The sequence below is a fragment of the Lysinibacillus odysseyi 34hs-1 = NBRC 100172 genome (genome assembly GCF_001591965.1).
GTDB classification, from domain to species: domain Bacteria; phylum Bacillota; class Bacilli; order Bacillales_A; family Planococcaceae; genus Lysinibacillus_B; species Lysinibacillus_B odysseyi.
This window is the reverse complement of record NZ_BCVX01000019.1, coordinates 1-25351: the sequence shown is the minus strand read 5'-3', so window position 1 is coordinate 25351 and position 25351 is coordinate 1. Positions and strand designations below refer to the sequence as shown.

Genomic DNA, 25351 nt, shown 5'->3' with positions numbered 1-25351 from the left:
CTTTGCATGTTGCTAAACATAATGTAAATCAAAAAAAAGGAGATTAAAAGACAAAAAAAACGGTATTTCGAGAAAAGGGATGTAGATTCTGAGGGATTTTACCCTTCAGTAGAGTAAATAGTACTGTCTTCAAAACATTGATCTATCAGTATTTAGTGAGATTTTTATCAGGAAAATAGGTATAATAAATAAATGAAAACTTATGAATTATAGGAATAAACGTCCATTTAATATACCAAATTTGAATAAAAAAGGACCGAAGAGAAATGGAATTAAGAGACTTAAAAAGCTTTATAGCAGTGGCACAGCATGGAAGCTTTACAAAAGCATCTCAGCAGCTTTTTGTGTCCCAACCTTCATTGAGCAAAAATATTAAGCGCTTAGAGGAGTTCCTTCAAGTTGAATTATTAGAGCGTTCAACACGTTATGTACGTTTAACGGATGCAGGCAGAATCGTCTATGAACAGAGCAAAAAGGCTCTGCTTGCCTTAGAGGAAATCCCTTTGTTATTAAATGATTTAAAGCAAATTCATTCAGGCAGTATTAAAATCGGTATCCCCCCTTTAATCGGTACACTTTTCTTCCCCGAACTGGCAAGAAGGTTTCATGAAAAATATCCGAATGTACAGCTGGAGCTAACAGAATTAGGGGCAAAAAGAATTTGGGAACTGGTTGATAATGGGCATGTAAATTTAGGGTTTGTTGTATTACCGACTAATGAGACGCTATTTCAAATGAAGCCCTTTATTGAGGACGAATTTGTATTGTTTATTCATGAAAATCACCCATTGGCTGGCGAAAGTGAAATTTCTATATCTCAGCTAAAAGATGAAAAATTTATTTTGTTTTCCGATGAATTTACGCTGCACGATCTCGTTATTCAGGCATGTAAGGATACGGGGTTTATTCCGAATATTATTTATAAAAGCTCGCAATGGGATTTAATTATAGAATTGGTATCCTCCCAATTAGGAATTACTTTATTGCCAAAGTCGATTTATAAAAAGCAGGTAAATCAACAAGTGAAAATAGTTAATTTAACAGAAACACTGCGTTGGAATTTAGGTATCATCACGAAAAAAGATTCCTATCTTCCATTTGCCGTAAAAGAATTTCTAGCATTTACAGAACGCCTATAACACATTAATTATTCACTATAAGAATAACTATTATGCTATTTATATATTTCACTAATAAATAGATTATTTTATAAACTGAATACAAAGGGGTGGAGTAAAAATGAACAAAGTGTATTCAGATTTTGATAAAGCTGTAGAGGATGTCTTTGACGGTGCCACGATTATTGCAGGTGGTTTCGGACTTTGCGGTATTCCTGAAAAGCTGATAGCAGCCCTACAGAAAAAGAATGTTAAGGATTTAACGGTTGTCAGCAATAACTGTGGAGTAGATGATTACGGCTTAGGCCTGCTTTTAGCAAATAGACAGATAAAAAAAATGATTGCTTCATACGTAGGGGAAAATAAAACATTTGAGCAACAGTTTTTATCAGGTGAGCTGGAGGTAGAGCTGACACCACAAGGCACTTTAGCAGAAAAGCTCCGTGCCGGCGGGGCAGGCATTCCAGGATTTTATACGGCTACCGGAGTAGGTACACAGATTGCTGAAGGCAAGGAAATAAAGGAATTTGACGGCAAAGCATATATATTAGAAAAAGCGATTACAGGTGATTTTGCATTAGTGAAAGCATGGAAGGCAGATAAAAGCGGTAATTTAGTATTCAGAAAAACTGCCCGTAATTTTAACCCGCTTGCTGCCATGGCTGCAAAAGTAACGATTGTTGAAGTAGAGGAGTTAGTGGAAATAGGCGAGCTGGACCCTGATCACATTCACTTACCAGGCGTGTACATACAGCGTATTTTAGTAGGCACAGATTACGAGAACCGCATTGAGCGCCGTGTCGTGAGGGAGGAAGCATAATGACAAGGGAAAAAATTATTAGTCGTGCTGTGAAGGAAATAAAGGATGGAATGTATGTCAATTTAGGTATTGGCATGCCAACTTTAATCGCCAACAGTATTCCAGAAGATTATAATGTATTTCTGCAATCAGAAAATGGACTGCTCGGCATTGGTCCTTACCCAACAGAAGAACAGGTAGATGCAGATTTAATCAATGCGGGCAAGGAAACAGTTACTGTAAGGAAAGGGGCTTCCTTTTTTGATAGTGCAGAAAGCTTTGCGATGATTCGGGGGGGCCATATTGATGTGGCGATTCTTGGCGGTATGGAAGTATCACAAACAGGTGATTTAGCTAACTGGATGATTCCCGGCAAGATGGTAAAAGGCATGGGCGGTGCTATGGATCTTGTAGTGGGCACAAAAAAAGTTGTAGTTATTATGGAACATACAAATAAATATGGAGAGTCCAAAGTAAAGAAAGCATGTAGTCTGCCATTAACCGGGCAAGGTGTTGTGAACCGCTTAATAACAGATCTGGCTGTATTTGATTTTGCAGACGGCGAAATGCACTTAGTGGAGCTGCAGGAAGGCGTCTCCTTAGAAGAAGTACAGGAGAAAACGGAAGCAAGCTTTTCGGTAAAATTATAAATCCGTTAGTTGCTATGCTTTTGTTCCCGTATAAAAAACACAATGGCCTCCTGCTAACTCTTTAAAGGAGTTAGTAGAAATAAAGTAATGAAGATGAAAATCTCTATCGTATATTTTTATACAATAGAGATTTTTTTATGTTCAAGAATAATAAAGGCATTTTGTTTTTTCACTTGTCTCATCTTTTTATAAAGAGGTTTGATGATTTCCTCCCTTTACGCCGGACATGATTAACTGAAAATAGCGGGTGCCGCTAAAGGCTTTTAATCCGCATACCTAAGCTTTGAGGAAAGAAGTTTTGGAAAGAATAGTGAAATTGCTTGGTTCATATAATTAAGGTAATAATACTCCTAATAGGGATGGTATTTGTTAGAGGTTTTCATTTTATCAGTTGAATACTAGTAATTGAATATTATAGTTTCAATTTGATTTAATACCCACATTATTAACTCTTGGTTATTGCAAGCCAAAGCTACAGAATTCAAAATTGTTTCATGTAAAGGGGGAGATATTGTATGAATGAAAAGAAGAGCTCTTCAGAAGATAACAGTAAAGAAGATATAAAAATTTCAATTATCATACCCGCCCATAATGAAGAAAAGTACATTAGGAAATGCTTAGAATCTATTTCAAAAGCCTCGAGACTATTTGAAAATCAAGTTGAAACCATAGTTGTATTAAATCGATGTACAGACAGAACGGAGGAAATTGCAAAATCGTATCAATGTATCACAATAAAAAATAACGATAAAAACCTTTCGAAGATTCGAAATGCAGGGGTCGAAATAGCTAGAGGTGAAATCATCGTTACAATTGATGCAGATACACTGATGAATGAACATGTATTGACTAAGGCACAGGAGAATTTAAACAGCGGAAAGTACATTGGCGGCGGAGTTACAGGGGAATTTGAAAGAATGTCTTTAGGGATTTTTGTTTCCACATTGTTATTAATTGGGCCGCTGCTCTTTAAATATGGAGCAATTTCTGTAGGAATCTTTTGGTGCTGCAAAAAGGATTTTGATTCGATCAATGGATTTAATGAAGATATGCTTATGGCAGAAGATGCGGATTTCGCTAAACGATTAAAAGTGTGGGGGAAAAAGAAGGGGAAAAAATACGGGACGATTCAAAATGGAATGATCACTTCAACGAGAAAGTTTGACAAACATGGAGACTGGGTTTTACTTAAACGCCCGAAAATACTCTTGGCTTATCTTAAAGGAACAGACCAGAAATATGCGGATGAAGCATATTATGAAAATCAAGATAGATAAAAATAGAAATACCATTAGATTGATCATGAGCTAAACTAAAGCTAGGTTTCAAGGTGAAAGTGAAAAGTAAGGGATTCTTCTGTAATCCATGAAAAAGGACCACGCTCAATTATTGCTTATCAAATAAATTATCATAAAAGCAATAACGAGCATGATTTTTAAATAACGTTAAATAGCCTACGTCCATAAGCTGGACTGTAGGCTATTGGAGTTTAGAGAGAGGAAATTAAGCAGCTTTATGATTTCTGTACATTCTATTTTTACAAGGGAGGCTTTTTACTGAAGGTGAAGTAAATGCGAATTTAAACAGCTTCAATACACTGCAAATATCCACTGAAAAAAGTTAAGCTGGACCCATACTATCCGGAAGAGGTTCATTTGCGTAAATGCAAATACTGATGACTGCAGATCAATAAAATCATTTACTTTCTAGTGTTTTCCTGGCCTTTTTCTCTGCCTTTTTGCGCTCCCGTAAAGCACGGAAAAAGTCTGTCAAAATCTGCCCGCATTCCTCCACGAGTACACCTTCTGTTATCTCGCATTCATGATTAAAGCGGGGATCGTTTAAAAGGCGGTATAACGAATCTACACAGCCGGCTTTCATGTCCCGTGCACCATAAACAATACGAGGGATACGTGACTGCAAAATAGCCCCGGCACACATCGGACAAGGTTCAAGCGTTACATAAAGCGTCGTCTCTTCAAGCCGCCAGCTACCTATTTTCTCACAGGCCTGCTGGATGGCCATAAGCTCGGCATGAGTTACAGCATTTTGTGTCGTTTCCCGCAGATTTGAAGCAGAGGCGATGACTTCCCCCTTATGAACAATGATTGCTCCAATTGGTACCTCGCCGAGATTTCCTGCCTTTTTTGCTTCTTCTAATGCCAGATGCATAAACTGGCGGTCTTGTTCAAATACGTCCATCTTCATCGCTCCTTACATGTCAGTGTAGCATTGCTTTTCCGCTTGTACCACTAGTAACTCGTGGTAAGATGAAAAGAAGGGGGAGTCCATATGCATCCACAATTTGAAACATTATCCGAAGCTGATGCTTATTTTCAGCGTGAACGATTATTGTGTGAAATCCATTATGAAGAAAAGCTGGCGATGCTGGCATCAAATAAAAAAAATGTACTGTTAACCTTACAGGCGAGATACGAAGCGCAAGTTGACACATTGAAAAAACAGACGATAGAACAAAAAGAAGAGCTGAAATACAACAGCAAAAAAGCAAAAAAGCAAATCGAATTATTATTTAAAAATAAAAAAGAAGTTATTTTACAAAAGCAGGAAGAGCAAAAAAAGCAATGGATTGCGAAGATTATGAAGAAAAAAGAAACATATTTACAGGAGAAAATAGAGCAGGAACGTATCCTATTTGAACGATTTACAAAGACACAAAAGGCAGCCTTATCCGATTATGAGCAGCTTGCATCATTGCGTGAGCAATTCATCGAGAATCTAGAAAAAATAAATATAGAATTTGAAGAGGATATAGAGGAATTACAGGATACGATGGAAGCAAGGCTTGATGAATTAGAGCTGTCGTTTGAGGAAGAGCTTGAGGTATTAGAGGAAACAGCAGAAGCAAGCTATGAAAAACTGGAAGAACAATTTGAAGAAGCACTTGAAACTCTTGAGCAGAAAGCAGAAGAGGAACAAGACCATCTTTATGAGGAATCGGTCGTAAAGGAAGAAGAGATAGAGGAGAGGTTTGATCGGGAGCTTGAAAAAATAGAGGAACAATTTGAGGGGCAAATAAGAGAGCTGGAAGAACGGCAGGAAGAAGTATTTAAATTATTTAAATAAGGGATATATAATAATTTAAATATTCCAACTATTAAAAATGGAATAGTTTTTTTGTTGAGGGTTCGAAACCTGTGTTAAAATGAAAAGCACTGACTAATAAAAAGGGGGAACTTCACGTGTCGGTTCCGTTTATTACAGTGGAAGGTCCGATAGGTGTAGGAAAAACGTCTTTATCCAAGGCGATTGCCAGCACATTTGACTACCATCTATTAAAGGAAATCGTTGATGAGAATCCATTTTTGGGGAAATTTTATGAAAACATTGACGAGTGGAGCTTTCAAACTGAAATGTTCTTCCTTTGTAATCGATATAAACAGCTTTCGGATATAAACAATCATATTTTAGCCAATCAATCTTCTGTAGTGGCTGACTATCATATCTTCAAAAACCTTATTTTCGCCAAGCGCACATTAAAGCCTTCAGAATATGAAAAGTACGAGGCTATTTATGGGATCTTAACTGCGGACATGCCTGTACCGAATATGGTTATTTATCTGCATGCAAGCATTGAAACGCTGATGAGCAGAATTGCCAAGCGGGGACGGGAGTTTGAAAAAATGATTACGAGAGAATATATGGAACAGCTTTCAGCAGACTACCACGAATTTATTGGGCATTTTGAAAAAATGCATCCTGAGATTCCTGTCATTCGGTTAAATGGCGATGAACTTGATTTTGTCGAGCGCAAGGAAGATCTGGCATATATTTTGCGATTAGTTGAGGAAAAGCTATCAAAGAGGAGTATAGTAGAACAATGAATTTACGTGACAAGTACGGCATCCCGGCCAATGCAGTAATTACGATTGCCGGTACAGTAGGAGTAGGGAAATCAACAATGACAAAAGCATTGGCAGAAGGATTGAATTTCCGTACGTCTTTCGAAAAAGTAGATACAAATCCATATTTAGATAAATTTTATGATGATTTTGAGAAATGGAGCTTCCATCTGCAGGTGTATTTTCTGGCAGAGCGCTTCAAGGAACAAAAGCGTATTTTTGAATATGGCGGCGGCTTTATACAAGATCGTTCCATCTATGAAGATACAGGTATCTTTGCAAAAATGCATTATGATAAAGGGACAATGAGCCCGACGGATTATGAAACATATACAAACCTTTTTGATGCAATGGTAATGACACCGTACTTCCCGCATCCAGATCTGCTCGTCTATTTAGAAGGGCCAATTGATCATATTATAGCCCGCATCCAGGAGCGTGGCCGCGCCATGGAGCAGCAGACATCAAATGATTACTGGTATGAAATGCATGAGCGGTATGAAAATTGGATCAACAGCTTTAATTCCTGCCCTGTCCTGCGTCTGGATATCAATGATTATGATCTTGTCAAGCAGCCATCGCAAATTGAAGGGATTATTGAGCGTATCGGCTATATGCTGGAGCAGACAAGCCATTTACGTAAATAACAGCAGCTTATAAAAATAAATATCTGCTGTAAAGCAAGAATTCGAGGGTCTTTACAGTATCCTCATAAAAAGGGTATCCAGGGAAAGCTCCCTGGATACCCTCTTCTAATAAAAATATGCTATTTCTAAAAAGAAAGCCGGGTTGTAAACAGTCTATTTACAACCCGGCTTTTATTAAATGCCTAACTGCTTGAAGTATTCATCCATATTGTCCTCTGTCACAATGTAGAGCAAATCAGAAGGCTTGCGTCGTTGAAGCTCTTTTGCCACAAGATCACCAATCGGCGGATAGAAGTGATACAAATCAAAGAAGTTTGCATGGTTACGTGTCACATCATTATAGGCATGGAACGAATAGGCAGCACCGAAAATATCCACAATATCAGCAATATACTGTTTATAAATCGGCTGAATCTGCGGATTTTCCAATGTCATCTGTAGACGTTCTGCCGGCATTAAATCAGTGAATACGATAAAGTTTGCATTCGGAAATGCTGCTTTAATTTCCTCTAGATAGCCGCGGTAGTTCGGGTCATATACCCAATCAGGGCCATTTTCCATTCTTTCTGCCATCTGTTTTTTAAAAAACTCAATGCGTTCATCAATATCTTTGCCAGGGTAGGAAGTGGAGACTTCCAAATCCCGGTTGTATGTTCTCGGGCCTCCCGAGTAGTTTTCTTTAGAAATTTCATAGTTATTTTTCGCCTGGTCGTACGTTTCCTTTGAAAACAAGCTTGTAATTGGATAAAAAGGACGTTCTGACTGATTGAAAAACGACTCTGCATCATTAAAGACAGATCCATAATATAAATCGTGGGAACGAACCGTTAATTCCATATAAATCGTGTCGAATGGCTTTTTATTTTTACGTTGTGCATATTGCATATAATCCAGGTACTCTGTAATATGCAGACTGCTTAAACCATAATGAAAGACCTTTTCTTTAAAATTAGAGGCGTTGATATAGGTTGTCCGGCTTGTGCCAATCATTAAACTATCAAAGTTCATCTCATGGGCATTAATCCAGTTTGTTTTTTGTATACGTTCGTTGAATCCAATTTGATAGTCGTTATATTCATTGCTATGATCAAAGTTCCATAATGGGTCGATGTAATAGTTATAAGCCATCACACCCCCGACTGGGATTCCAAGAACGATAAGGCTGACGATTACAAGCTTGATCAGCCAAATATGCGGTTTCATCAAAATCCCTCCTAGAAGTTAAAGTAAATAAAGACACTGCTTTTCTTTACATAGAATATTGTTGCCAGCAAAATGATAGCCAAGAGCTGGATATACCAGATATGAAGCCAGTTAAATCGGAAGCGCTCCAACAGCTGGATGGAGTTTTTTGCAAAGAAACAGATAGCCAGTGTAACCAATAGACTGCCGATTAAAATAAACGGTGTGTTTAATGCATATCCCCATACTTCAATTGCTGCTGCATCCGCAAAAATAGCTGAAGGGGTCGAAATGAACGCCTTCAAGCTTGCCAAGTTTGGCGAGAATAAAGTGCCAAATAGATGATGGGCCTGCTCCACACTAGAGGAACGGAAATAGACACGTGCCAAGATGATGAATAGGAATGTCATGAACCACGCCACTAAATAGGGCAGCTGAATACGGCCATATTTAATGAAGAGCCGTACAATGACAGAGGCTACCCCGTGCAGCATCCCCCAAATAATAAAGGTCCATCCGGCCCCATGCCAGAAGCCGCTAATGAAAAATACAATTAGGATATTCAGCATGGTAAACCATTCCCCTTTGCGGCTGCCGCCAAGAGGGAAGTAGACATATCTTGTTAAAAAGCGATTCAATGTCATATGCCAGCGTCTCCAGAAGTCTGGAATATTTCGAGCCTTGTATGGAGAGTTAAAATTGATAGGTATACGTACATTGAACATCAGTGCCAGTCCGATAGCCATATCACAATATCCGCTAAAGTCGAAATAAAGCTGTACTGTATAGGCGATAATGACGAACCATGCTTCTGTGAACGTTAAACTTTCATAGTTATTAAATCCATCTGTTACCCAGAGTGCAAATGTATCAGCAATAACGATTTTCTTCACTAGTCCGATCAGAAAGATGAAGGAACCTTTTGAGACATTCTCCAGATTGATTCTCTTTTTTGCCGGATCTTCATAATCCTGCATTACATCTTTGTGATTGACGATTGGTCCGGCAATCAATTGTGGAAAGAACGTACTGAATATCATATAGGAAGATAATTTAGAGTGTGTAATTTCGCCCCGGTAAATATCCACTAAGTACGCGATTTGCTGGAATGTGATAAAACTAATCCCGAGTGGCAGAGCCAGATATAGTAAGTCGAGATTTTGGTCAAATATCCAATTATAGTTTTCTATAAAGAAATCGGCATATTTAAAATAACCTAATAATAGTACATTAAAGATAATCCCTATTGTTAAAATCGTCCTTCTATAAGAGTGCGCTTTAATCAGCACATGACCAAGCCCAAAGTTTACAGCCATGGAAAATGAAATTAAGTAAAGAAAATTAATTTCAAAGTAGCTGTAGAAATACAGGGAAGCTGCTACTAAAAATAAAGTAGAAATGTCTTTGTTTTTCAATTTACCTAACAGAAAATACACGCAAAATACGATGGGTAAAAATACAAAAGCAAAGACAAAAGAGTTAAAAAGCAAGAAAACCTCTCCTATCTTTTACGGTAGAAATGTAGAACGTTCTTATTATAACACTTAGTAAAAAAAAAACTATGAGCTGTACTAAGCTCATAGCTGAATGATTATTTCAATACAAGTGCCACAATAATAAATGGAACTACGATAAATAACATGACACCGAAGCTCCATAGAACCTGCTTGACGGGGGATAAGTTTCTTGGCTTTATACTGATGGATTCATACAATTCATTAATGGCCCGCTGTTCCTTTTCATAAAGCATTGCCTGAAAAGCCGGGTAGTCTTCGATGAAATCAGCGGGGTTTTCGTAATGGAAGCGTAAAGCCCGAATATCATCAGTAATATCCTTCCCCCCTTGCAGGTAAGTAATAGTAGGAGAAAGCCCACCGGTAGATTTAGCCACTACCTCTATATCAAATGTTACCATTCTGTAGATTATTTCGCCTTTTTCATTTGTTTCCTGGCGAATCAAATTGTTCATCTATTCGACCCCCTTTCTTCAACTATTCACAAAAATGTATTTTTTATAACAGAATTCATGTCATTAGCGGAAAAATATTGTGGTAGAAAGAGAAACTATTTATTATTTTAATAATTGCAAATATTTTTATATTTGTAAAAACAGTTTCTAGGGGATGAGAAAATGACAAATAGGACAATCGAAGAACGTTTTTTGGCTTTGCCAACGACAGCTGTTTCTGATGCGACAGGCGGCCATACGAATATGGCGGCGCATATAAGACCAATTGCTGATCATTTCAAAATTGCCGGCAGAGCACTAACAGTACGGCTGCCGGATGGGGAAAATGGAGCAGTATTAGAAGCAATCAGTAAAGCAAACAGAGGGGATATTTTAGTCATAGATGCAAAGGGAAATACAAATCGTGCTGTAGCCGGTGATTTTGTTATGCAACTTGCACAAGGGGTAGGTGTACAGGGATTTGTGGTAGATGGTGTCATTCGTGATTTAGCTGCAGCTCGTGCTATTGGTTTTCCTGTCTTTTCCCTTGGAACAACAGTAGCAGCAGGTAATAAAAATGGTGGAGGTGTTGTAGGTATACCGATTTCTGTAGGAGATGTTGTCGTCCAATCGGGTGATATTATTGTCGGAGATATTGACGGGGTAGTTGTTGTACCAGCTGCCGACGCCGAACGAATCGCCGAAGGAGCAGAGGCAAAAGTAGCAAAAGATGAAGCCCGTGAACGGGAAGCTTTAACAAATGGAGAGGTATCTATCCGTGCCTACTTGGCGAAAGTGGTGAAATAATAGAAAGAAGTCTTGCGGGCATTTTATCTGCAGGGCTTTTTTAGTTTCTAAAGCAACCTTTATTTATTTCAAAAACCTGCATCATTTAAAAATAGCTAAACATTTTTCACCTGTGAAAAGGCAGGACTTCTTTCGGATCATTATGTAAGGGGCTTTTCTCTTTTATAAGTATAATATGTAATTATTTTAGAATATATTTGCATAAAGGAGAAAGTGTTTTTATAATTACAGTTAAATCACTCTTACATACCAACTGGTTAGTATGTATTGGGAAGGGGAGGAAGAAATGAATTTTTCATATTCCGAAAAAGTGAATCGCCTGCAACAAGAGCTGACGCAATTTATGGAGGATTACATTTATCCAAATGAGCATCTATATGAAGATTATGTGAACAGTCAGGGAAACCGATGGGAAACAATACCTACGATCATGGAAGAATTAAAGGAAAAAGCGAAGGAAAAGGGGTTATGGAATTTATTCTTGCCGGAAAGTGAGTACGGGGCTGGATTGACGAACCTTGAATATGCCCCCCTTTGTGAAATTATGGGCCGCTCTCATATTGCACCGGAAATATTCAATTGTGCTGCCCCTGATACAGGCAATATGGAAGTGCTTGTTCGTTACGGAACAGAAGAACAAAAGGAAAAGTGGTTAAAGCCTCTTTTAGCAGGGGATATCCGCTCTTGCTTCTCTATGACAGAGCCGGAGGTAGCTTCAAGTGACGCAACAAATATTGAAGCAAGCATCGTCCGTGATGGAGATGAATATGTCATTAATGGACGAAAATGGTGGTCATCCGGTGCGGGGGATCCTCGCTGTAAAATTTCCATTGTGATGGGGAAGACCAATCCTGAAGCACCAAAGCATGAGCAGCAATCGATGATTTTAGTGCCAATGGATACTCCTGGCCTGAAAATTGAACGGCATCTTCCTGTGTTTGGATATGATCATGCTCCACATGGTCATATGGAAATTACGTACACAAATGTGCGGGTACCTGTTTCCAATATTTTATGGGGAGAAGGAAAAGGTTTTGCCATTGCTCAGGGACGATTAGGACCCGGACGTATCCATCACTGTATGCGTCTGATTGGTTCAGCAGAGCGTGCCGTTGATGAAATGTGCAGACGGGTGCAACAGCGGCAGGCATTTGGTAAAAAATTATCACAACAGGGAGTAATTCAGGAGTGGATTGCCCAGTCGCGAATTGAAATTGAACAGGCCCGTCTTTTGACATTAAAGGCTGCCTATATGATGGATACAGTCGGCAATAAAGAGGCAAAACAGGAGATTGCAATGATCAAGGCAGTTGCACCACAGATGGCCTTAAATGTACTTGATAGGGCAATTCAGGCATTCGGTGGAGCAGGCGTTAGTGATGATACACCTCTTGCCTTTATGTGGGCACAGGCACGGACACTGCGGATTGCGGATGGTCCTGATGAAGTGCACCGGGCACAAATTGCGAAATTGGAATTAAAAAAGTATAGCGAAGGGGTGCTGGTACATGGGCGTTCTTGATTTATTTAAATTGACAGGAAAAACGGCTATCATTACAGGCGGAGGGCGGGGCCTTGGCGCTCAAATCGCACAAGGATTTGCAGAAGCTGGTATTGCTAATCTCGTTCTCTGTTCCCGTAATGTAGAAGCCTGTAAGGCAGTCGGCTTGGAGCTGGAACATACATTTGATGTGAAGACACTTGCCGTTGCCTGTGATGTAACCAATATAGAAGATGTACAAAACTTAGTGAAAAAGACAGTAGAGACATTCGGTACGGTTGATATATTAGTAAACAACAGTGGTGCTTCATGGGGAGCGCCTGTAGAGAAAATGCCAAAAGAAGCCTGGGATAAGGTAATGAATATTAATGTAACGGGTACATTTTTGATGAGCCAGAAAGTCGGCAAGGTGATGATAGAAAAGAAGGTAGGAAAAATTATTAATATAGCATCGATTGCAGGGTTTGGCGGTACACCGGAGTTTATGCAGACGATTGGCTACAACACGAGCAAAGGAGCCGTCATGACATTTACGAAGGACCTAGCCGTAAAATGGGGCCGCTATAATATTAATGTCAATGCAATTGCACCTGGCTTTTTCCCGACAAAGATGTCAAATCAATTAATCGAGATGGGCAGGGAAAATATTATAGCAGCGACTCCTCTAAAAAGACTCGGGAATGAGGGAGACTTAAAGGGGGCAGCGGTATTTCTTGCTTCCAAAGCTTCTGATTATGTGTCGGGTGATATTTTAACAGTAGACGGTGGAGCAAGTGCCCTATAGCCGCAGCAAAAAGTTCCTATATGGCGGTGTTCAAATAGAATCGCTTTTGCCATACTAGTAGAGAAAAAGTTTTATTATACAGGAGGCAAATATGAAGCAAAAAATCATACAAGAAAGCATTCTATTATTTGAACGAAAAGGCTTTGGCAGTACGTCTATTCAGGATATTGTAGATGCGTTAAACGTCACGAAGGGTACTTTTTATTATTATTTCTCCAGTAAGGAGCAGCTGTTGATGGATATCCATTCGGAGTATATCGAGGATCTGCTAAAACGGCAAACTGCTATTATGGCACAGCCTGGGGCATTCCGGCAAAAGCTGTACGACATTGTCTATCTCTTAATTACTGACATTGAAGCACAGGGATCAGCCGGGAGAGTATTTTTCCGGGAAATGCGTCATTTAGAAGAAACCCATGCAGACGAGATAAGACAAAAGAGGGATACATTCCGCAGAAATCTTGAGCATATTTTGTTACAAGGAATGGGGCAAGGGGAGTTCCGAAAAGGGCTTCAAATAGAGATGCTGTCATTTGCCATTTTAGGGATGACAAACTGGAGCTATCAATGGTATCAACCGGAGGGGAAAGTACCACCAAAGGAGCTGACTAATATTTACGTGGACATGATATTAAACGGTATTTCAGCTGCAGCTGATACTAACTAGTGAGTATAAAAAGCAAAGGGGTGGAAGAATTATGAAAGATACAATTGCAGTAAGAAAAGGGGAGGAACTAAACCCTATCATTTTATCTGCTTTTTTACGTGAAAAACTGCCCGAGCTGCCGGATGCTGAACTTGAAATTGAACAGTTTGGCTCGGGTCATTCAAATCTAACCTATTTGCTGAAATATGGGGATTTTGAAGCGGTGCTCCGTCGTCCGCCGATAGGACCGATTGCCCCGAAAGCGCATGATATGGAGCGTGAGTATAATATTCTTACTTCTCTTCAGCCTTATTTTCCTGCTATCCCGAAGACATACCTTTTCTCGAATGATGACTCCATTGTCGGGGCTCCATTTTTTCTAATGGAGCGCAGAAAAGGAATTGTCCTTGATACAGAATTCCCTTCGGCTGTTTCGTATACAAAAGAGATAGGGCGCTGTATTTCCGAGAAAATGGTTGATACATTAGTAGAACTTCATAGCATCGATTATAAACAAACGACCCTTGCACAGATGAGTAAACCAGAAGGTTTTATGGAACGTCAGGTGGAAGGTTGGATTGGACGTTATGAACAGGCAAAAACAGATGATATCCCGGAAGTGGAGGAACTAAAAAACTGGCTGAGAGAACATCTTCCTTCCTCCGGTGAGGCCACAATTATCCATTATGATTATAAGCTGAATAATACAATGTTCTCTAGGGACTTTGCAGAGGTGACAGGGCTGTTTGACTGGGAAATGACAACAGTTGGTGATCCGCTGGCTGATGTCGGTGTCGCCCTTAGTTACTGGATCCAGCCGGACGATCCACCATTATTGAAGACAGCGCTGGGAAAGCCGCCTGTTACTGTATTAGAAGGCTTCTATACAAGGGAAGAATTTGTTTACCGCTATGCTGAAAAAAGTGGACGGGATGTTTCCGACATTCATTTCTATTTAACATTTGCCTATTTTAAGCTGGCAGTGATCGGACAGCAAATTTATTACCGTTATAAAAAGGGACAAACAAAGGATCCGCGTTTTTCACAATTTAAAATATTGGTTCACAACCTGATTAAATTTTCATTGCTTACAGCTAAAAACGGCTAGCTGATCATGATGTAAAAACATAGGGGTGAAAAAATGGGGAATGCTCACTATCAATTTTGGCCAAACCGAGTTTCAATGACCATTACAGTACCGGAAACAACGCTCTATGAAAATCTAGAGATGACAGCAAAAAAATATCCAAATAAAAAAGCCATTTATTATTATGGAGCAAGCTTTACGTATAAGGAACTGCTGGCAGAGGTAAATGCTCTAGCAGGCTATTTAGAGCATAAGCTTGGCGCGCAAGCAGGCGATAGAATTCTGCTGTATATGCAGAATGCTCCACAATTTATCATTAGCTATTATGCAATTTTGCGGATTCGTGGTATTGTCGTCCCGGTAAACCCAATGTGTACAACAGAAGAGCTTGCTTTTTATATACAAGATGGCCAAATTCAAAATGCGCTGATAGGACAAGAGCTTTATAAAAAGATAGAACCTTTAAAAGAACGGACGACCCTCGAGCATATTATTATAGCTGCCTATCATGATTATATAGACGAAAACTATATAATCGGAGAATTACCGCCTGAAGTACAGACAGCGGCTCAAGAATATAAAACAGACCACGAATGGAAATGGATCATGGAAGAAGGATTAACACCATCTGTTTATAAAGGAGAGAGCGACGATATTATCGTATTGCCATATACATCGGGTACGACAAGCTTACCGAAGGGCTGCATCCATACGAATAAATCAGTTCAGGCGAATACGATCGGTGCCTTTCATTGGGCGACGTATACACCGAACGCAGTATCGCTAGCAGCACTCCCGCTCTTTCATGTGATGGGCATGATTCATTGTATGAATACTCCAATCTACGGTGGCTCGGCAATGGTCGTTATGACGCGCTGGGACAGGGATAATGCCGGATTGATGATGCAAGAGCACGGCATTTCCCACTGGATTAATATTAGTACGATGCTAATTGATTTTCTGGCAAATCCCAAGTATGAGCAATATGATATTTCCTCATTGCGACTCATCGGAGGCGGGGGAGCAGCAGTGCCGGAAGCAGTAGGACAAAAACTCCTGCAATTGACGGGCCTCCGTTATGTAGAGGGATATGGTCTGTCAGAGACTATTTCCCAGACACACTTCAATCCACCAGATCGCCCTAAAATGCAGTGTCTTGGCATCCCTTCGTTTGGTGTGGATGCCCGTGTAGTGGAACCTGTAACTTTGAAGGAGCTTTCACCATTGGAAGAAGGCGAGATTATACTGAGAGGACCACAGCTGTTTAAAGGATATTATAATAGGGATGAAGACAACCGTGATTGCTTTGTTGAAATTGACGGAGAGACCTTTTTCCGTACAGGCGACATTGGAAAGGTCGATGAGGAAGGCTATTTCTTTATCGTGGATCGTGTAAAACGGATGATTAATGCATCGGGATATAAAGTATGGCCGACAGAGATCGAGACAATTCTTTATAAACATCCTGCTATTCAGCAGGCATGTGTAATCGGCGTGCCAGATCCTGTACGTGGAGAAAATGTGAAGGCGTTTATTATTTTACAGGACAGCGCTAAAGGTACGGTGACGGAGCAGGAGATTATCGAATGGGCAAAGGAGCAAATGGCAGCCTATAAATATCCTAGAATTGTCGAGTTTCGAACTTCCTTCCCGATGACAAGCAGTGGAAAGATTTTATGGCGCCAGCTTCAGGAAGAGGAGCGGACAGTTTCTGAAGTGTAAAATCCATATACGAAAAAAGAAAATCAGTTAGAGGGCAGAGGATATATAAATATTTCGTATGATTTCTTACGCATAAAAAAATTCCCTAGGAGATTTATTTCCTAGGGAATTTTTGATGATTTCCTTATTTTGCTTTTCATAAGCACTTATTATTAAGCTTTTAAATGCTCTTTCTGATAAGCTGCGAATTGTTCTTCATTAAAGCGTTTTTCCCACTTCGCCATGATAAGAGTTGCCAATGTGTTACCTACAACGTTAACTGCTGTACGGGCCATATCTAGAATACGGTCAATCCCTGCAATAAAGGCCAAGCCTTCCAGTGGAATTCCTACAGTACCTAAAGTTGCAAGTAATACGACAAAGGATACCCCCGGAACGCCGGCAATCCCTTTTGAAGTAACCATTAATACAAGCATTAATGTGATTTGCTCCATAATGGAAAGGTCAATGCCATACATTTGGGCAATGAAAAGTGCTGCGATTGCTTGATATAAAGTAGAACCGTCTAAATTAAAAGAGTAACCTGTTGGAATAACGAAAGATACGATATCCTTTGGTGCACCCATTTTTTCTGTTTTTTGCATAATACGAGGTAATACTGTCTCTGATGATGAAGTAGAGTACGCAAGTAATAGCTCGTCCTTGATCATTCTGATTAGATTGAAAATATTGATGCCGAAAATTCTTGCTGTGATGCCTAATACAACAACCACGAAGAAAATCATAGCTGCATATACGAGGATTGCCAGTTTCCCAAGCGGTATTAGAGAAGATAAGCCAAATTTGGAAACGGTTACACCAATTAATGCAAATACCCCAAATGGAGCAAATTTCATTACAAGGTTTGTTACCCAGAACATAGCATCTGCCACACCTTGGAAGAAGGCTAGAACTGGTTTTCCTTTTTCTCCGATTGCTGCCACACCCAGACCGAACAATACAGAGAAGAAGATAATTGCCAACATGTCCCCTTCAGCCATCGCATTCACGATATTCGTTGGGACGATATCAACTAAAATATGGAATGGCCCTTGGTCTTCCTGTGCTTCACTTGTCTCTACATAGCTTGAAATGTCTGTCTTAGTCAATTCACTCATGTCGATACCAGCACCTGGCTGGAAGAAGTTACCTGCAAATAAACCAACAATAATCGCTACTGTTGTAATGACTTCGAAATAAATAAGTGTTTTACCGCCAAGTCGACCTAGTTGTTTCATATCACCTGTTCCGGCAACACCAACAATTAAAGTTGAAATAATAATCGGTACGACAATCATTTTGATTAGATGAAGGAAGATATCCCCGATAGGCTGTAGGTAAGTTTGAACATTTTCATTACCATAGAAAATAGCACCTACAACAATACCTAATACAAGACCGATTAAGATTTGGCTGGCTAAACTAATTTTAAATTTTTTCAAAATAGTTCCCCCTAATTCGTATATTTAGGACAAGCCTAACCTAACTATAAAACGGCATTATAAAATCCGACAAAATCCGACTATGCGATACGGTGTAAAATATCTGAATATAAGACTTGTATGAATTTTTTTATGTTTACCTTAGTTTTACGTTCCCCATCTAACTCGATTTGATTCATCAAATGGCGAATATCGGTGAGATCAAAATAACGCGGAGCATAATATTCAAATTCAGAGTTTGTGTAATCGACGATGCCTAGGTTGGCGAGATTAATCATAGCTGCCAAAATGGTACGCCGGATTCGTTGTTCAATCGCCTTACTTTCCTTCAATATTTCATCTGGAGACGTTTTTGTCAGCATCGCAAGTTTCTCATAAATCTCCTTCAATGGAGGAAGCGGCGCTAAATTATGTTTTTCCGACACGAGCTGCTCGATGATTTTTGTAATATCCTCACTTCCTACTTCCCCGACAATCCCCATATCATTCAAAATGGACTGGATATGATCCCGTACTGTCTTTTTTGTTTGGACCTGTGGCATTTCAAAGCTGGTAAGGGATTGACGGATTGCCTGAATCGAATTTTTTAGACGATGCTGTTCTTCTGTTTTTCGTAAAATCGTCTGCACTTCAATATTGTTAATAGGCTTATGAATAAAGAACTCCACTCCCTTTTCGTAGGCTTCCGCTACCATATCTTTATTCACTACTTGAGAAATCATAATAAAGCTTCCATTAAAACGGTTTTCTTGGAGTCTTTCGATTGTTGCAATACCGTCGAGATGGGGCATTAGTAGATCAATTAGAACAAAATCGGGCTGGGTCATCAAAATTTGGGGAATGGCTTCTTCTCCATTCGCGGCTTCTCCAATGACTGTACCGAGCATAGAATCGTTAATAATATGATTGAGCATCATGCGGCTCGCGCGGTCATCGTCTACAATAAAATAACGCATAACATTCTCCTTTATCGCAATTTATATGTTGGAATGGTAATGGTAAAAGTCGTCGTCTCGTTACTGGAAATTTCAATAGTCCCTTCCAGACGGTGTATAATTGTCTTTACATGGGAAAGACCTATACCGGTAGAAGGCCGGCCAGTTTCACTGAATTTGGTCGTATACCCGGGATCGAACAGGACAGGCATTACATAGTCAGGAATAGGAGGCCCATTATTTTCTATTGTGAAGACAGTAAATTCCGGCGCAGTATCTACATAGAGCTTAATAAAGCCCTCTTTCTCAATCGCCTCAATGGCATTAGAAACAATATTATTAAGCATAGCTAGCAATAAAATCCGCTCTTTCGTTAAAAAATCTTCATTAAAAGAGGCTTCTAATTGAATTGCCTTGTGTAAAAACTCGCTATACCGGATATTCGAATGAGTAATTAACCGAAGTAAATCGGAAAGGGCATACAAATCTGCACGCTCGGCCGTAATAATCTTTGATAAACCTGCATAAATACGCTCGGAATCCTTTTTTACTTCATGAATTTCCTGGGCGAGCATTAAAGCTTGTAAACTTAATGCGTTATCAATCTCCTTCAGCTGCTTATAAAGGTCAAATCCGTTAGCAGTAATCTTTTCAATTTGTTCCATAGACTTTTGCAGGTAAAGCGTTTCAACGTAAAGATTAGCCCCTATACTAAGCAGCTGTTCTGTTCTCTTTCTTTCTTCGGAAAGCGCAACTGCACTAAAGAGTCCGGCAACAAAATAACTTCGTAATACCGCGACGGCGAAGAAAAGGAAATAGTCCCCCGGTGAAATGAAATGCCCTGTGATGAGCAGTGTAATAGCTAATTGTTCTGCAATATTGGATATCACTTCAAACAGAGCTCCGTAAAGCCCCAGCTTCACAGGACTTGTGCGGAATCGGTGCAGCTTGGCTATATAAAGAAAGCTGGTAAACGTAAGATAGAATATGGCAGCCGGTATATGTTCGTAAAACAAAAAGGCACCTTCATATACGAAAAGATCAAGTGAAAGCCGAAATAAAAACACAGTGATAGCGGTAACAATCCCTGTTTTGATAATAAATGAAGGGCGAGCAATGGCAGCTAGAAAGAAGATCATACTTCCTAGCCCAAAACGAAAAGGAGCTTCTGCAAAAGGGGTGAATTTTATTTCTCCGCCGATTGCCGTTAATAAAGCAATGATGATAATGGTTAAATAAGAGCCAGATGAATTCGTGATTTTTGAAATGCGCTCCACAGCTCTACCTCCTCAAATCCCTCATAGTGTGGCATGATATTTATTATATATAAATAAAAAAGCGCAGTCCTATAAATATGATTTACAGGCTGCACTTTTAATAAAAATGTATCTATTAGTTCTTCCTTCCTGAAAAAAGAGGAAAATAAAAACCGCTGCAAGAGCGGTATATATGTAAGGAAAATGGCGGAGGAAGAGGGATTCGAACCCCCGCGCGGTTTAACCCGCCTGTCGGTTTTCAAGACCGATCCCTTCAGCCGGACTTGGGTATTCCTCCGTATAAAGCCGAGTTTTCTTTTCGACAAAAATTAATATAGCATGCGATAAAAAGAAAGTCAACTATTTTAGAGAGAAACAACCAAATGGGAAAGTCCTATTTTTCGAAGGCAGACATCTGTGTAACAAGAATCATTATATGAAATGCATTGTAATAGAAATGAATTTTTTAAATAATGGTTAGAAGGAAGAGAGGGAATTCAAGCCTGCAATTATGGCCGTTCCTTGAACCCATAAAATACCTGCTTTAAATCCTGGGTTATTTCATTGCATTTTTCATGTTGTATTAGTATACTAGATATTGCCGTGCTAGGTGGGGAGGTAGCGGTGCCCTGTAACTCGCAATCCGCTCTAGCGAGACTGAAACCCTTTCCGAGGCTGTCCGTATGTTTGGTCTGCCTCTTGCACGTAGTGTTGACGGTTGGGTCCTGCGCAATGGACACCCATGAACCATGTCAGGTCCGGAAGGAAGCAGCATTAAGTGGTCCCGTTCATGTGCCGCGGGGTAGCCTAACTTGAGCTGGCGACAAGAGTAACGCTTGTGTACGGCTGTCAGAGAAAGGTGCACGGCATGAATATGCCAATTCAAGCATTCGTCTAATAGACGGATGCTTTTTTTACTGTAGGGGGTACATATGCTGGCAATTGAAAGGTTGTTTAGACGCTTTGGCTATGCATTTGGCTTTGCAGGATTATTTACTGCTATGTTCAATTTTGAGGGGACATTTTATGGAGTTCCTTTTATTACTTTTATAGTAGGTGCTGTCCTTTTCCTTTCGTCATGGCGGGTGCAGAAAGAAGTTCTCCGCCATATCCAGTTTGAAAATGAGGGGACAGATCTCGTGGATCGGCTGTTGAGTAAATTATGTAAGGGAAAAAAACATAGAGAGCATATGATTTGGCAGGCACTTTATACATTTGGTGCCTTTATTATGCTGCTGGCTGCAGCGGAGGATTTACATATCGAGTGGCCGCTAAAAATAAAAGGTATAGTTATCGCTGGCTTTATTATATGGTTTATTGTTACGCGTCTGTTTGATCAAAAGATAAATCCGGCTGATAAGATAAAAGAATAAGATTGCCTATTCTTTAGCATAAGTGTATCCGGCACGACTTCCTTTTAGAGCGGCAGGCAGTTGTGCATAAGGAACGAAAAAAGCGAAAATGAATGTTTCATTATGATATACTGTACGTAATTGACTACTTGAGAAAGGGAGAGGAAAAACATTGACATATCAAGCATTTTACCGAGTTTACCGGCCTCAGTCATTTCGTGAGATGTCAGGGCAGACTCATGTCAAAAGAACATTGCAAAATGCTCTCCTAGCCGGCAAGACAACGCATGCATATTTATTTTCAGGACCTCGGGGCACAGGGAAAACAAGTACAGCAAAGATTTTTGCAAAAGCTTTAAACTGTGAGCATGCACCTGCAAGTGAACCATGTAATGAATGCCCTACTTGTAAGAGTATTACAGAGGGATCGCATACAGATGTAATTGAATTTGACGCCGCTTCGAATTCCCGGGTGGAGGAGATGCGCGATATTATAGAAAAGGTACGATTTGCTCCTGCAAGTGCCCGTTTTAAAGTGTATATCATTGATGAGGTACATATGCTTTCCACGAGTGCCTTTAACGCCCTGTTGAAAACGCTGGAGGAGCCTCCAGAGCATGCTGTCTTCATTTTGGCTACAACAGAACCGCATAAATTGCCGGCTACAATCATCTCCCGGTGCCAACGCTTTGATTTTAAGCGCCTATCGACACAGGACATTCTAGAGCGGATGAAAGTCGTATTGGAAGATATTAATCTTCAGTATGAGGAGCAGGCACTGAAGGTTATTGCCCAATCGGCAGCAGGGGGAATGCGTGATGCTTTAAGCCTGCTTGACCAAGTCGTGTCATTTAGCGGTGATATGGTTCGGGCAGAGGACGCACTGCTTGTCACAGGATCTGTCAGTCAGGATGTGTTTTATGATATTTCACAGGGACTGCTTGAGAAAGATGTAGCAAAGGTTCTTTCTTTATTGGAAGAGCTGATTGCAGATGGAAAGGAGCCGCTTCGCCTGGCAGAGGATTTGATCACATTTTTCCGCGATCTTCTTCTATTACAAACAGGGGAAGAGTTATCAGACCTTCTCCAAATAATCGCACCGGAAGAGCAGTTTATTGAGCTGGCGCAGCGCTATCCGGCGGAAACGCTCTATGGGTTTATCGATATTTTAGCGAAAACCCAGCAGGAAATGCGTTTTTCACATCATACGAAAATCTATCTTGAAACAGCACTTCTGAAGATGGCTCAGTATAGTTCTGCGGGAACTGCTTCGATCGACCCGGCTATCCAAGGGAAAGTGGGTGCGCTGGAAAACATGGTGCGCCAGTTAACCCAGCAGCTGCAAGGAGGCGGAGGGGCCGCGGCGGCTGTCCAACCAAAACAGGAGCGGACGCGGCCGAAAGCTGCCAATGGCTTCAAGGCCCCGATCGGTAGAATTCAGGAAGTGCTGAAGACAGCAACAAAAGATGACCTTCAGAAAATCAAAGCAGGATGGGCACAGGCTTTAGCACCTCTTCAAAAATCGCAGGCAGCTCTTTTAAATGACGCGGAGCCGGTTGCCGCATCTTCTAATGCTTTTGTGGTAAAATTCAAGTATGATATTCATTGTCAGATGGTAGCCGAAAACAGGGAATTTACGATGGTTTTCACTCAAAATCTTGCTATAGGTCTTGGTACGACTTATGAAATGCTCTGCATCCCGGAAGGACAATGGCTTACTTTGCGGGAGGATTTTATACGGGATAATGGTCTTCATCAGAAGAAGCATGGAGATGCTTCAATTGAAATGGAGGAAACAGAGCCATTTATTGAAGCGGATGAACATATTGCTTCTCAGGACCCCCTTGTCGTAGAGGCGGAAAATCTATTCGGAAAAGATTTTGTTGAGGTTGTCGAAGAGTAATAAGTGAATTTTAAGGAGGAATTTAATATGCGTGGTATGGGCAATATGCAAGGCATGATGAAAAAAATGCAAAAGATGCAAAAGGAAATGATGGAAGCGCAAGAAGCGTTAAATCAACAACAATTCGAAGGCACAGCTGGCGGCGGTATGGTAAAAGTACTGATGAACGGCCAACGTGAGGTCCTTGAAGTGAATCTGGATGAATCAGTAGTAGACCCGGAAGATATCGAAATGCTGCAGGATTTAATTGTAGTAGCGACAAATGAAGCACTGAAAAAAGTAGAAGAAACAACGGCTTCAACAATGGGGAAATTCACTCAAGGCTTAAACCTTCCATTCTAGGAGGTAATATATGCACTACCCGGAACCTATATCAAAACTGATTGATAGCTTTATGAAATTGCCAGGCATCGGGCCGAAAACTGCGGCCCGGCTGGCATTTTTCGTGTTAACGATGAAAGAGGACACCGTATCAAATTTTGCGAAGGCCCTCATTGATGCAAAACGTAATTTAATGTACTGCTCGCAGTGTGGGCACATTACAGATATTGACCCTTGTCACATCTGCCAGGACCAGCAGCGTGACCATTCGATGATTTGTGTCGTGCAAGACCCGAAAGATGTAATCGCTATGGAAAAAATGCGGGATTACCAAGGGCTTTACCATGTTCTTCATGGAGCCATCTCTCCAATGGATGGTGTGGGACCAGAAGATATTAATGTGGCTTCTTTATTAAATCGTCTCCATGATGAGCGGGTTCAGGAATTAATTTTGGCTACAAATCCTACTATAGAAGGGGAAGCGACAGCTATGTATATTTCCCGTCTCGTAAAGCCATCCGGCATTCGAACAACACGGATTGCCCATGGGTTACCTGTGGGTGGAGACTTGGAATATGCAGATGAAGTAACTTTATCGAAGGCGCTGGAAGGGCGACGCGAATTATAAGGGTGAGTGATTGAGGTGTTTTTTTCTCGTAAGGGAAAATTGAAGCGTGAGTTTGATGAAAAGCTTGTGCGGCTAATTAAGGAAACGAAAGATGATTTTCACCATGCGAAGGCGCTGGAAGAATTGATTGATGACTATAATTTAGATGTGATCGCCCAAAGGAAAGCAGCGGAAAGCATACATTTTTATTTGTTCAAAGAGGCACGTATTCGCCGAGTTATCATTAAATAGAAATAACAGCAGCAGCAAAAGCATACGCTTCTATGAATGGAGGGGAAGTGTATGCAAGCGTTAGTTATCGGCGCGGTTTGTTTGCTGCTGTTTTTTATGCTTTTAATAGGTAGGAAGGGAAAAAGCGGCGTTTGGATGGAAAGGCTTTCGATTTTCTGGTTCCGATTTGCCATAAGTATATTTGTACTTTATATTATCCATTTAGCGTGTGCTTACTATGGAACCGAGGTTACCATTAATCTATTTTCTATTATAACAGTAGCGATCCTAGGTTTCTCAGGCATAGGAGTAGTATTGTTTTTATCCTTTATAAAATAGTTGAATAAAAGGGTTGCTCTATTATTTGCGATGTGGTATATTATATAAGGTCGTTGAAACGACGTTACAACTTGAAATCTTTTTGGGAAAAGTTATTGACCTGATAATTATTAAGTGGTACAATATAAAAGTTGCTTCAAAAAAGAAGTGATGAAGATTTCAAAAAAGTTGTTGACACAAACTTCGGTAAGTGTTAATATATAAGAGTTGCTGCTAACGAGCGGTAACGAAA

At 40.2% G+C, this 25351-nt stretch carries 26 protein-coding genes, 1 tRNA gene and 1 other RNA gene; 20 read left to right on the top strand and 8 right to left on the bottom strand.

Features of this window, described 5'->3' with window-relative positions; genetic code table 11:
- The first annotated feature begins 266 nt into the window (after window positions 1–266).
- The 4 genes from BOD01S_RS21685 to BOD01S_RS21670 all read left to right on the top strand — a co-directional run bounded on the left by BOD01S_RS21685 (window position 267) and on the right by BOD01S_RS21670 (window position 3844).
- Entirely contained in the window at window positions 267–1139 is an 873-nt protein-coding gene (locus BOD01S_RS21685) for a LysR family transcriptional regulator (RefSeq protein WP_036150719.1), read from the top strand.
- A 100-nt stretch (window positions 1140–1239) separates the two neighbouring features.
- A complete protein-coding gene (locus BOD01S_RS21680) occupies window positions 1240–1938 on the top strand; it encodes a CoA transferase subunit A (protein ID WP_036150717.1) in 699 nt (232 codons plus the stop codon).
- On the top strand, window positions 1938–2567 hold the full coding sequence (locus BOD01S_RS21675) for a CoA transferase subunit B (protein WP_036150716.1): 630 nt from the start codon (window positions 1938–1940) through the stop codon (window positions 2565–2567). The genes BOD01S_RS21680 and BOD01S_RS21675 overlap by 1 nt, the downstream gene beginning before the upstream one ends.
- A gap of 515 nt (window positions 2568–3082) precedes the next feature.
- Window positions 3083–3844 carry a glycosyltransferase gene (locus BOD01S_RS21670; RefSeq protein WP_036150714.1) on the top strand — a complete coding sequence of 254 codons (762 nt, stop codon included), beginning with the start codon at window positions 3083–3085 and terminating at the stop codon, window positions 3842–3844.
- Window positions 3845–4262: 418 nt separating this feature from the next.
- Here the strand turns inward: BOD01S_RS21670 and tadA are convergent, their stop codons facing one another.
- Complete coding sequence (gene tadA, locus BOD01S_RS21665) at window positions 4263–4769, bottom strand: tRNA adenosine(34) deaminase TadA (RefSeq protein WP_036150712.1); 507 nt, start codon at window positions 4767–4769, stop codon at window positions 4263–4265.
- Between the two features lie 90 nt (window positions 4770–4859).
- Here tadA and BOD01S_RS21660 point away from each other — a divergent pair, with 90 nt between their 5' ends.
- From BOD01S_RS21660 to BOD01S_RS21650, 3 genes are all read left to right on the top strand, one after another.
- Window positions 4860–5654, top strand: coding sequence for a coiled-coil domain-containing protein (locus BOD01S_RS21660; protein WP_036150710.1), 795 nt, complete (start codon window positions 4860–4862; stop codon window positions 5652–5654).
- A gap of 116 nt (window positions 5655–5770) precedes the next feature.
- Window positions 5771–6412 (top strand): deoxynucleoside kinase, encoded by a 642-nt coding sequence (locus BOD01S_RS21655; protein ID WP_036150707.1) that lies wholly within the window; start codon window positions 5771–5773, stop codon window positions 6410–6412.
- A complete protein-coding gene (locus BOD01S_RS21650; RefSeq protein ID WP_036150705.1) occupies window positions 6409–7077 on the top strand; it encodes a deoxynucleoside kinase in 669 nt (222 codons plus the stop codon). Before BOD01S_RS21655 ends, BOD01S_RS21650 begins: the two co-directional genes overlap by 4 nt.
- Window positions 7078–7251: 174 nt before the next feature.
- On the opposite strand, the gene BOD01S_RS21645 is transcribed toward BOD01S_RS21650, so the two are convergent.
- The 3 genes from BOD01S_RS21645 to BOD01S_RS21635 form a co-directional block, all read right to left on the bottom strand.
- Entirely contained in the window at window positions 7252–8280 is a 1029-nt protein-coding gene (locus tag BOD01S_RS21645) for a hypothetical protein (RefSeq protein WP_036150701.1), read from the bottom strand.
- Window positions 8281–8291: 11 nt separating this feature from the next.
- Window positions 8292–9575, bottom strand: coding sequence for an MBOAT family O-acyltransferase (locus BOD01S_RS21640; protein ID WP_407656012.1), 1284 nt, complete (start codon window positions 9573–9575; stop codon window positions 8292–8294).
- Window positions 9576–9850: 275 nt separating this feature from the next.
- The gene (locus BOD01S_RS21635) at window positions 9851–10228 is read right to left on the bottom strand and encodes a hypothetical protein (protein ID WP_036150695.1); all 378 of its coding nucleotides are present in this window, start codon (window positions 10226–10228) and stop codon (window positions 9851–9853) included.
- Between the two features lie 162 nt (window positions 10229–10390).
- On the opposite strand from BOD01S_RS21635, the gene BOD01S_RS21630 reads away from it, so the two are divergent.
- From BOD01S_RS21630 to BOD01S_RS21605, 6 genes are all read left to right on the top strand, one after another.
- Complete coding sequence (locus tag BOD01S_RS21630; RefSeq protein WP_036150692.1) at window positions 10391–11014, top strand: RraA family protein; 624 nt, start codon at window positions 10391–10393, stop codon at window positions 11012–11014.
- 286 nt (window positions 11015–11300) lie between these two features.
- Window positions 11301–12536 (top strand): acyl-CoA dehydrogenase, encoded by a 1236-nt coding sequence (locus BOD01S_RS21625; RefSeq protein WP_036150689.1) that lies wholly within the window; start codon window positions 11301–11303, stop codon window positions 12534–12536.
- Window positions 12523–13299 (top strand): SDR family oxidoreductase, encoded by a 777-nt coding sequence (locus BOD01S_RS21620; RefSeq protein WP_036150686.1) that lies wholly within the window; start codon window positions 12523–12525, stop codon window positions 13297–13299. Before BOD01S_RS21625 ends, BOD01S_RS21620 begins: the two co-directional genes overlap by 14 nt.
- Window positions 13300–13390: 91 nt before the next feature.
- Window positions 13391–13966 (top strand): TetR/AcrR family transcriptional regulator, encoded by a 576-nt coding sequence (locus BOD01S_RS21615; protein WP_036150683.1) that lies wholly within the window; start codon window positions 13391–13393, stop codon window positions 13964–13966.
- A 31-nt stretch (window positions 13967–13997) separates the two neighbouring features.
- On the top strand, window positions 13998–15053 hold the full coding sequence (locus BOD01S_RS21610) for a phosphotransferase family protein (protein ID WP_036150681.1): 1056 nt from the start codon (window positions 13998–14000) through the stop codon (window positions 15051–15053).
- Window positions 15054–15086: 33 nt separating this feature from the next.
- The gene (locus tag BOD01S_RS21605; RefSeq protein WP_036150678.1) at window positions 15087–16754 is read left to right on the top strand and encodes a long-chain fatty acid--CoA ligase; all 1668 of its coding nucleotides are present in this window, start codon (window positions 15087–15089) and stop codon (window positions 16752–16754) included.
- Window positions 16755–16906: 152 nt separating this feature from the next.
- Here the strand turns inward: BOD01S_RS21605 and BOD01S_RS21600 are convergent, their stop codons facing one another.
- From BOD01S_RS21600 to BOD01S_RS21585, 4 genes are all read right to left on the bottom strand, one after another.
- Window positions 16907–18178: a cation:dicarboxylate symporter family transporter gene (locus tag BOD01S_RS21600; protein WP_269845653.1), complete on the bottom strand. Its 1272-nt coding sequence runs from the start codon at window positions 18176–18178 to the stop codon at window positions 16907–16909.
- Between the two features lie 77 nt (window positions 18179–18255).
- Window positions 18256–19131: a response regulator gene (locus BOD01S_RS21595; RefSeq protein ID WP_036150672.1), complete on the bottom strand. Its 876-nt coding sequence runs from the start codon at window positions 19129–19131 to the stop codon at window positions 18256–18258.
- Window positions 19132–19142: 11 nt separating this feature from the next.
- A complete protein-coding gene (locus BOD01S_RS21590; RefSeq protein ID WP_052124689.1) occupies window positions 19143–20387 on the bottom strand; it encodes a sensor histidine kinase in 1245 nt (414 codons plus the stop codon).
- A 184-nt stretch (window positions 20388–20571) separates the two neighbouring features.
- A tRNA-Ser gene (locus BOD01S_RS21585) sits at window positions 20572–20664 on the bottom strand.
- Window positions 20665–20967: 303 nt separating this feature from the next.
- On the opposite strand from BOD01S_RS21585, the gene ffs reads away from it, so the two are divergent.
- From ffs to BOD01S_RS21550, 7 genes are all read left to right on the top strand, one after another.
- Window positions 20968–21233: signal recognition particle sRNA large type (gene ffs, locus BOD01S_RS21580), an RNA gene on the top strand.
- A 65-nt stretch (window positions 21234–21298) separates the two neighbouring features.
- Window positions 21299–21739, top strand: a complete 441-nt coding sequence (locus tag BOD01S_RS21575; RefSeq protein ID WP_036150669.1) for a hypothetical protein — start codon at window positions 21299–21301, stop codon at window positions 21737–21739.
- A 151-nt stretch (window positions 21740–21890) separates the two neighbouring features.
- Window positions 21891–23621: a DNA polymerase III subunit gamma/tau gene (dnaX, locus tag BOD01S_RS21570; RefSeq protein ID WP_036150666.1), complete on the top strand. Its 1731-nt coding sequence runs from the start codon at window positions 21891–21893 to the stop codon at window positions 23619–23621.
- 27 nt (window positions 23622–23648) lie between these two features.
- On the top strand, window positions 23649–23963 hold the full coding sequence (locus BOD01S_RS21565) for a YbaB/EbfC family nucleoid-associated protein (RefSeq protein ID WP_036150663.1): 315 nt from the start codon (window positions 23649–23651) through the stop codon (window positions 23961–23963).
- Window positions 23964–23973: 10 nt separating this feature from the next.
- Window positions 23974–24570: a recombination mediator RecR gene (recR, locus tag BOD01S_RS21560; protein WP_036150660.1), complete on the top strand. Its 597-nt coding sequence runs from the start codon at window positions 23974–23976 to the stop codon at window positions 24568–24570.
- 15 nt (window positions 24571–24585) lie between these two features.
- Window positions 24586–24801 (top strand): YaaL family protein, encoded by a 216-nt coding sequence (locus tag BOD01S_RS21555; protein WP_036150658.1) that lies wholly within the window; start codon window positions 24586–24588, stop codon window positions 24799–24801.
- Window positions 24802–24852: 51 nt separating this feature from the next.
- Window positions 24853–25119: a pro-sigmaK processing inhibitor BofA family protein gene (locus BOD01S_RS21550; RefSeq protein ID WP_036150654.1), complete on the top strand. Its 267-nt coding sequence runs from the start codon at window positions 24853–24855 to the stop codon at window positions 25117–25119.
- Window positions 25120–25351 lie beyond the last annotated feature (232 nt).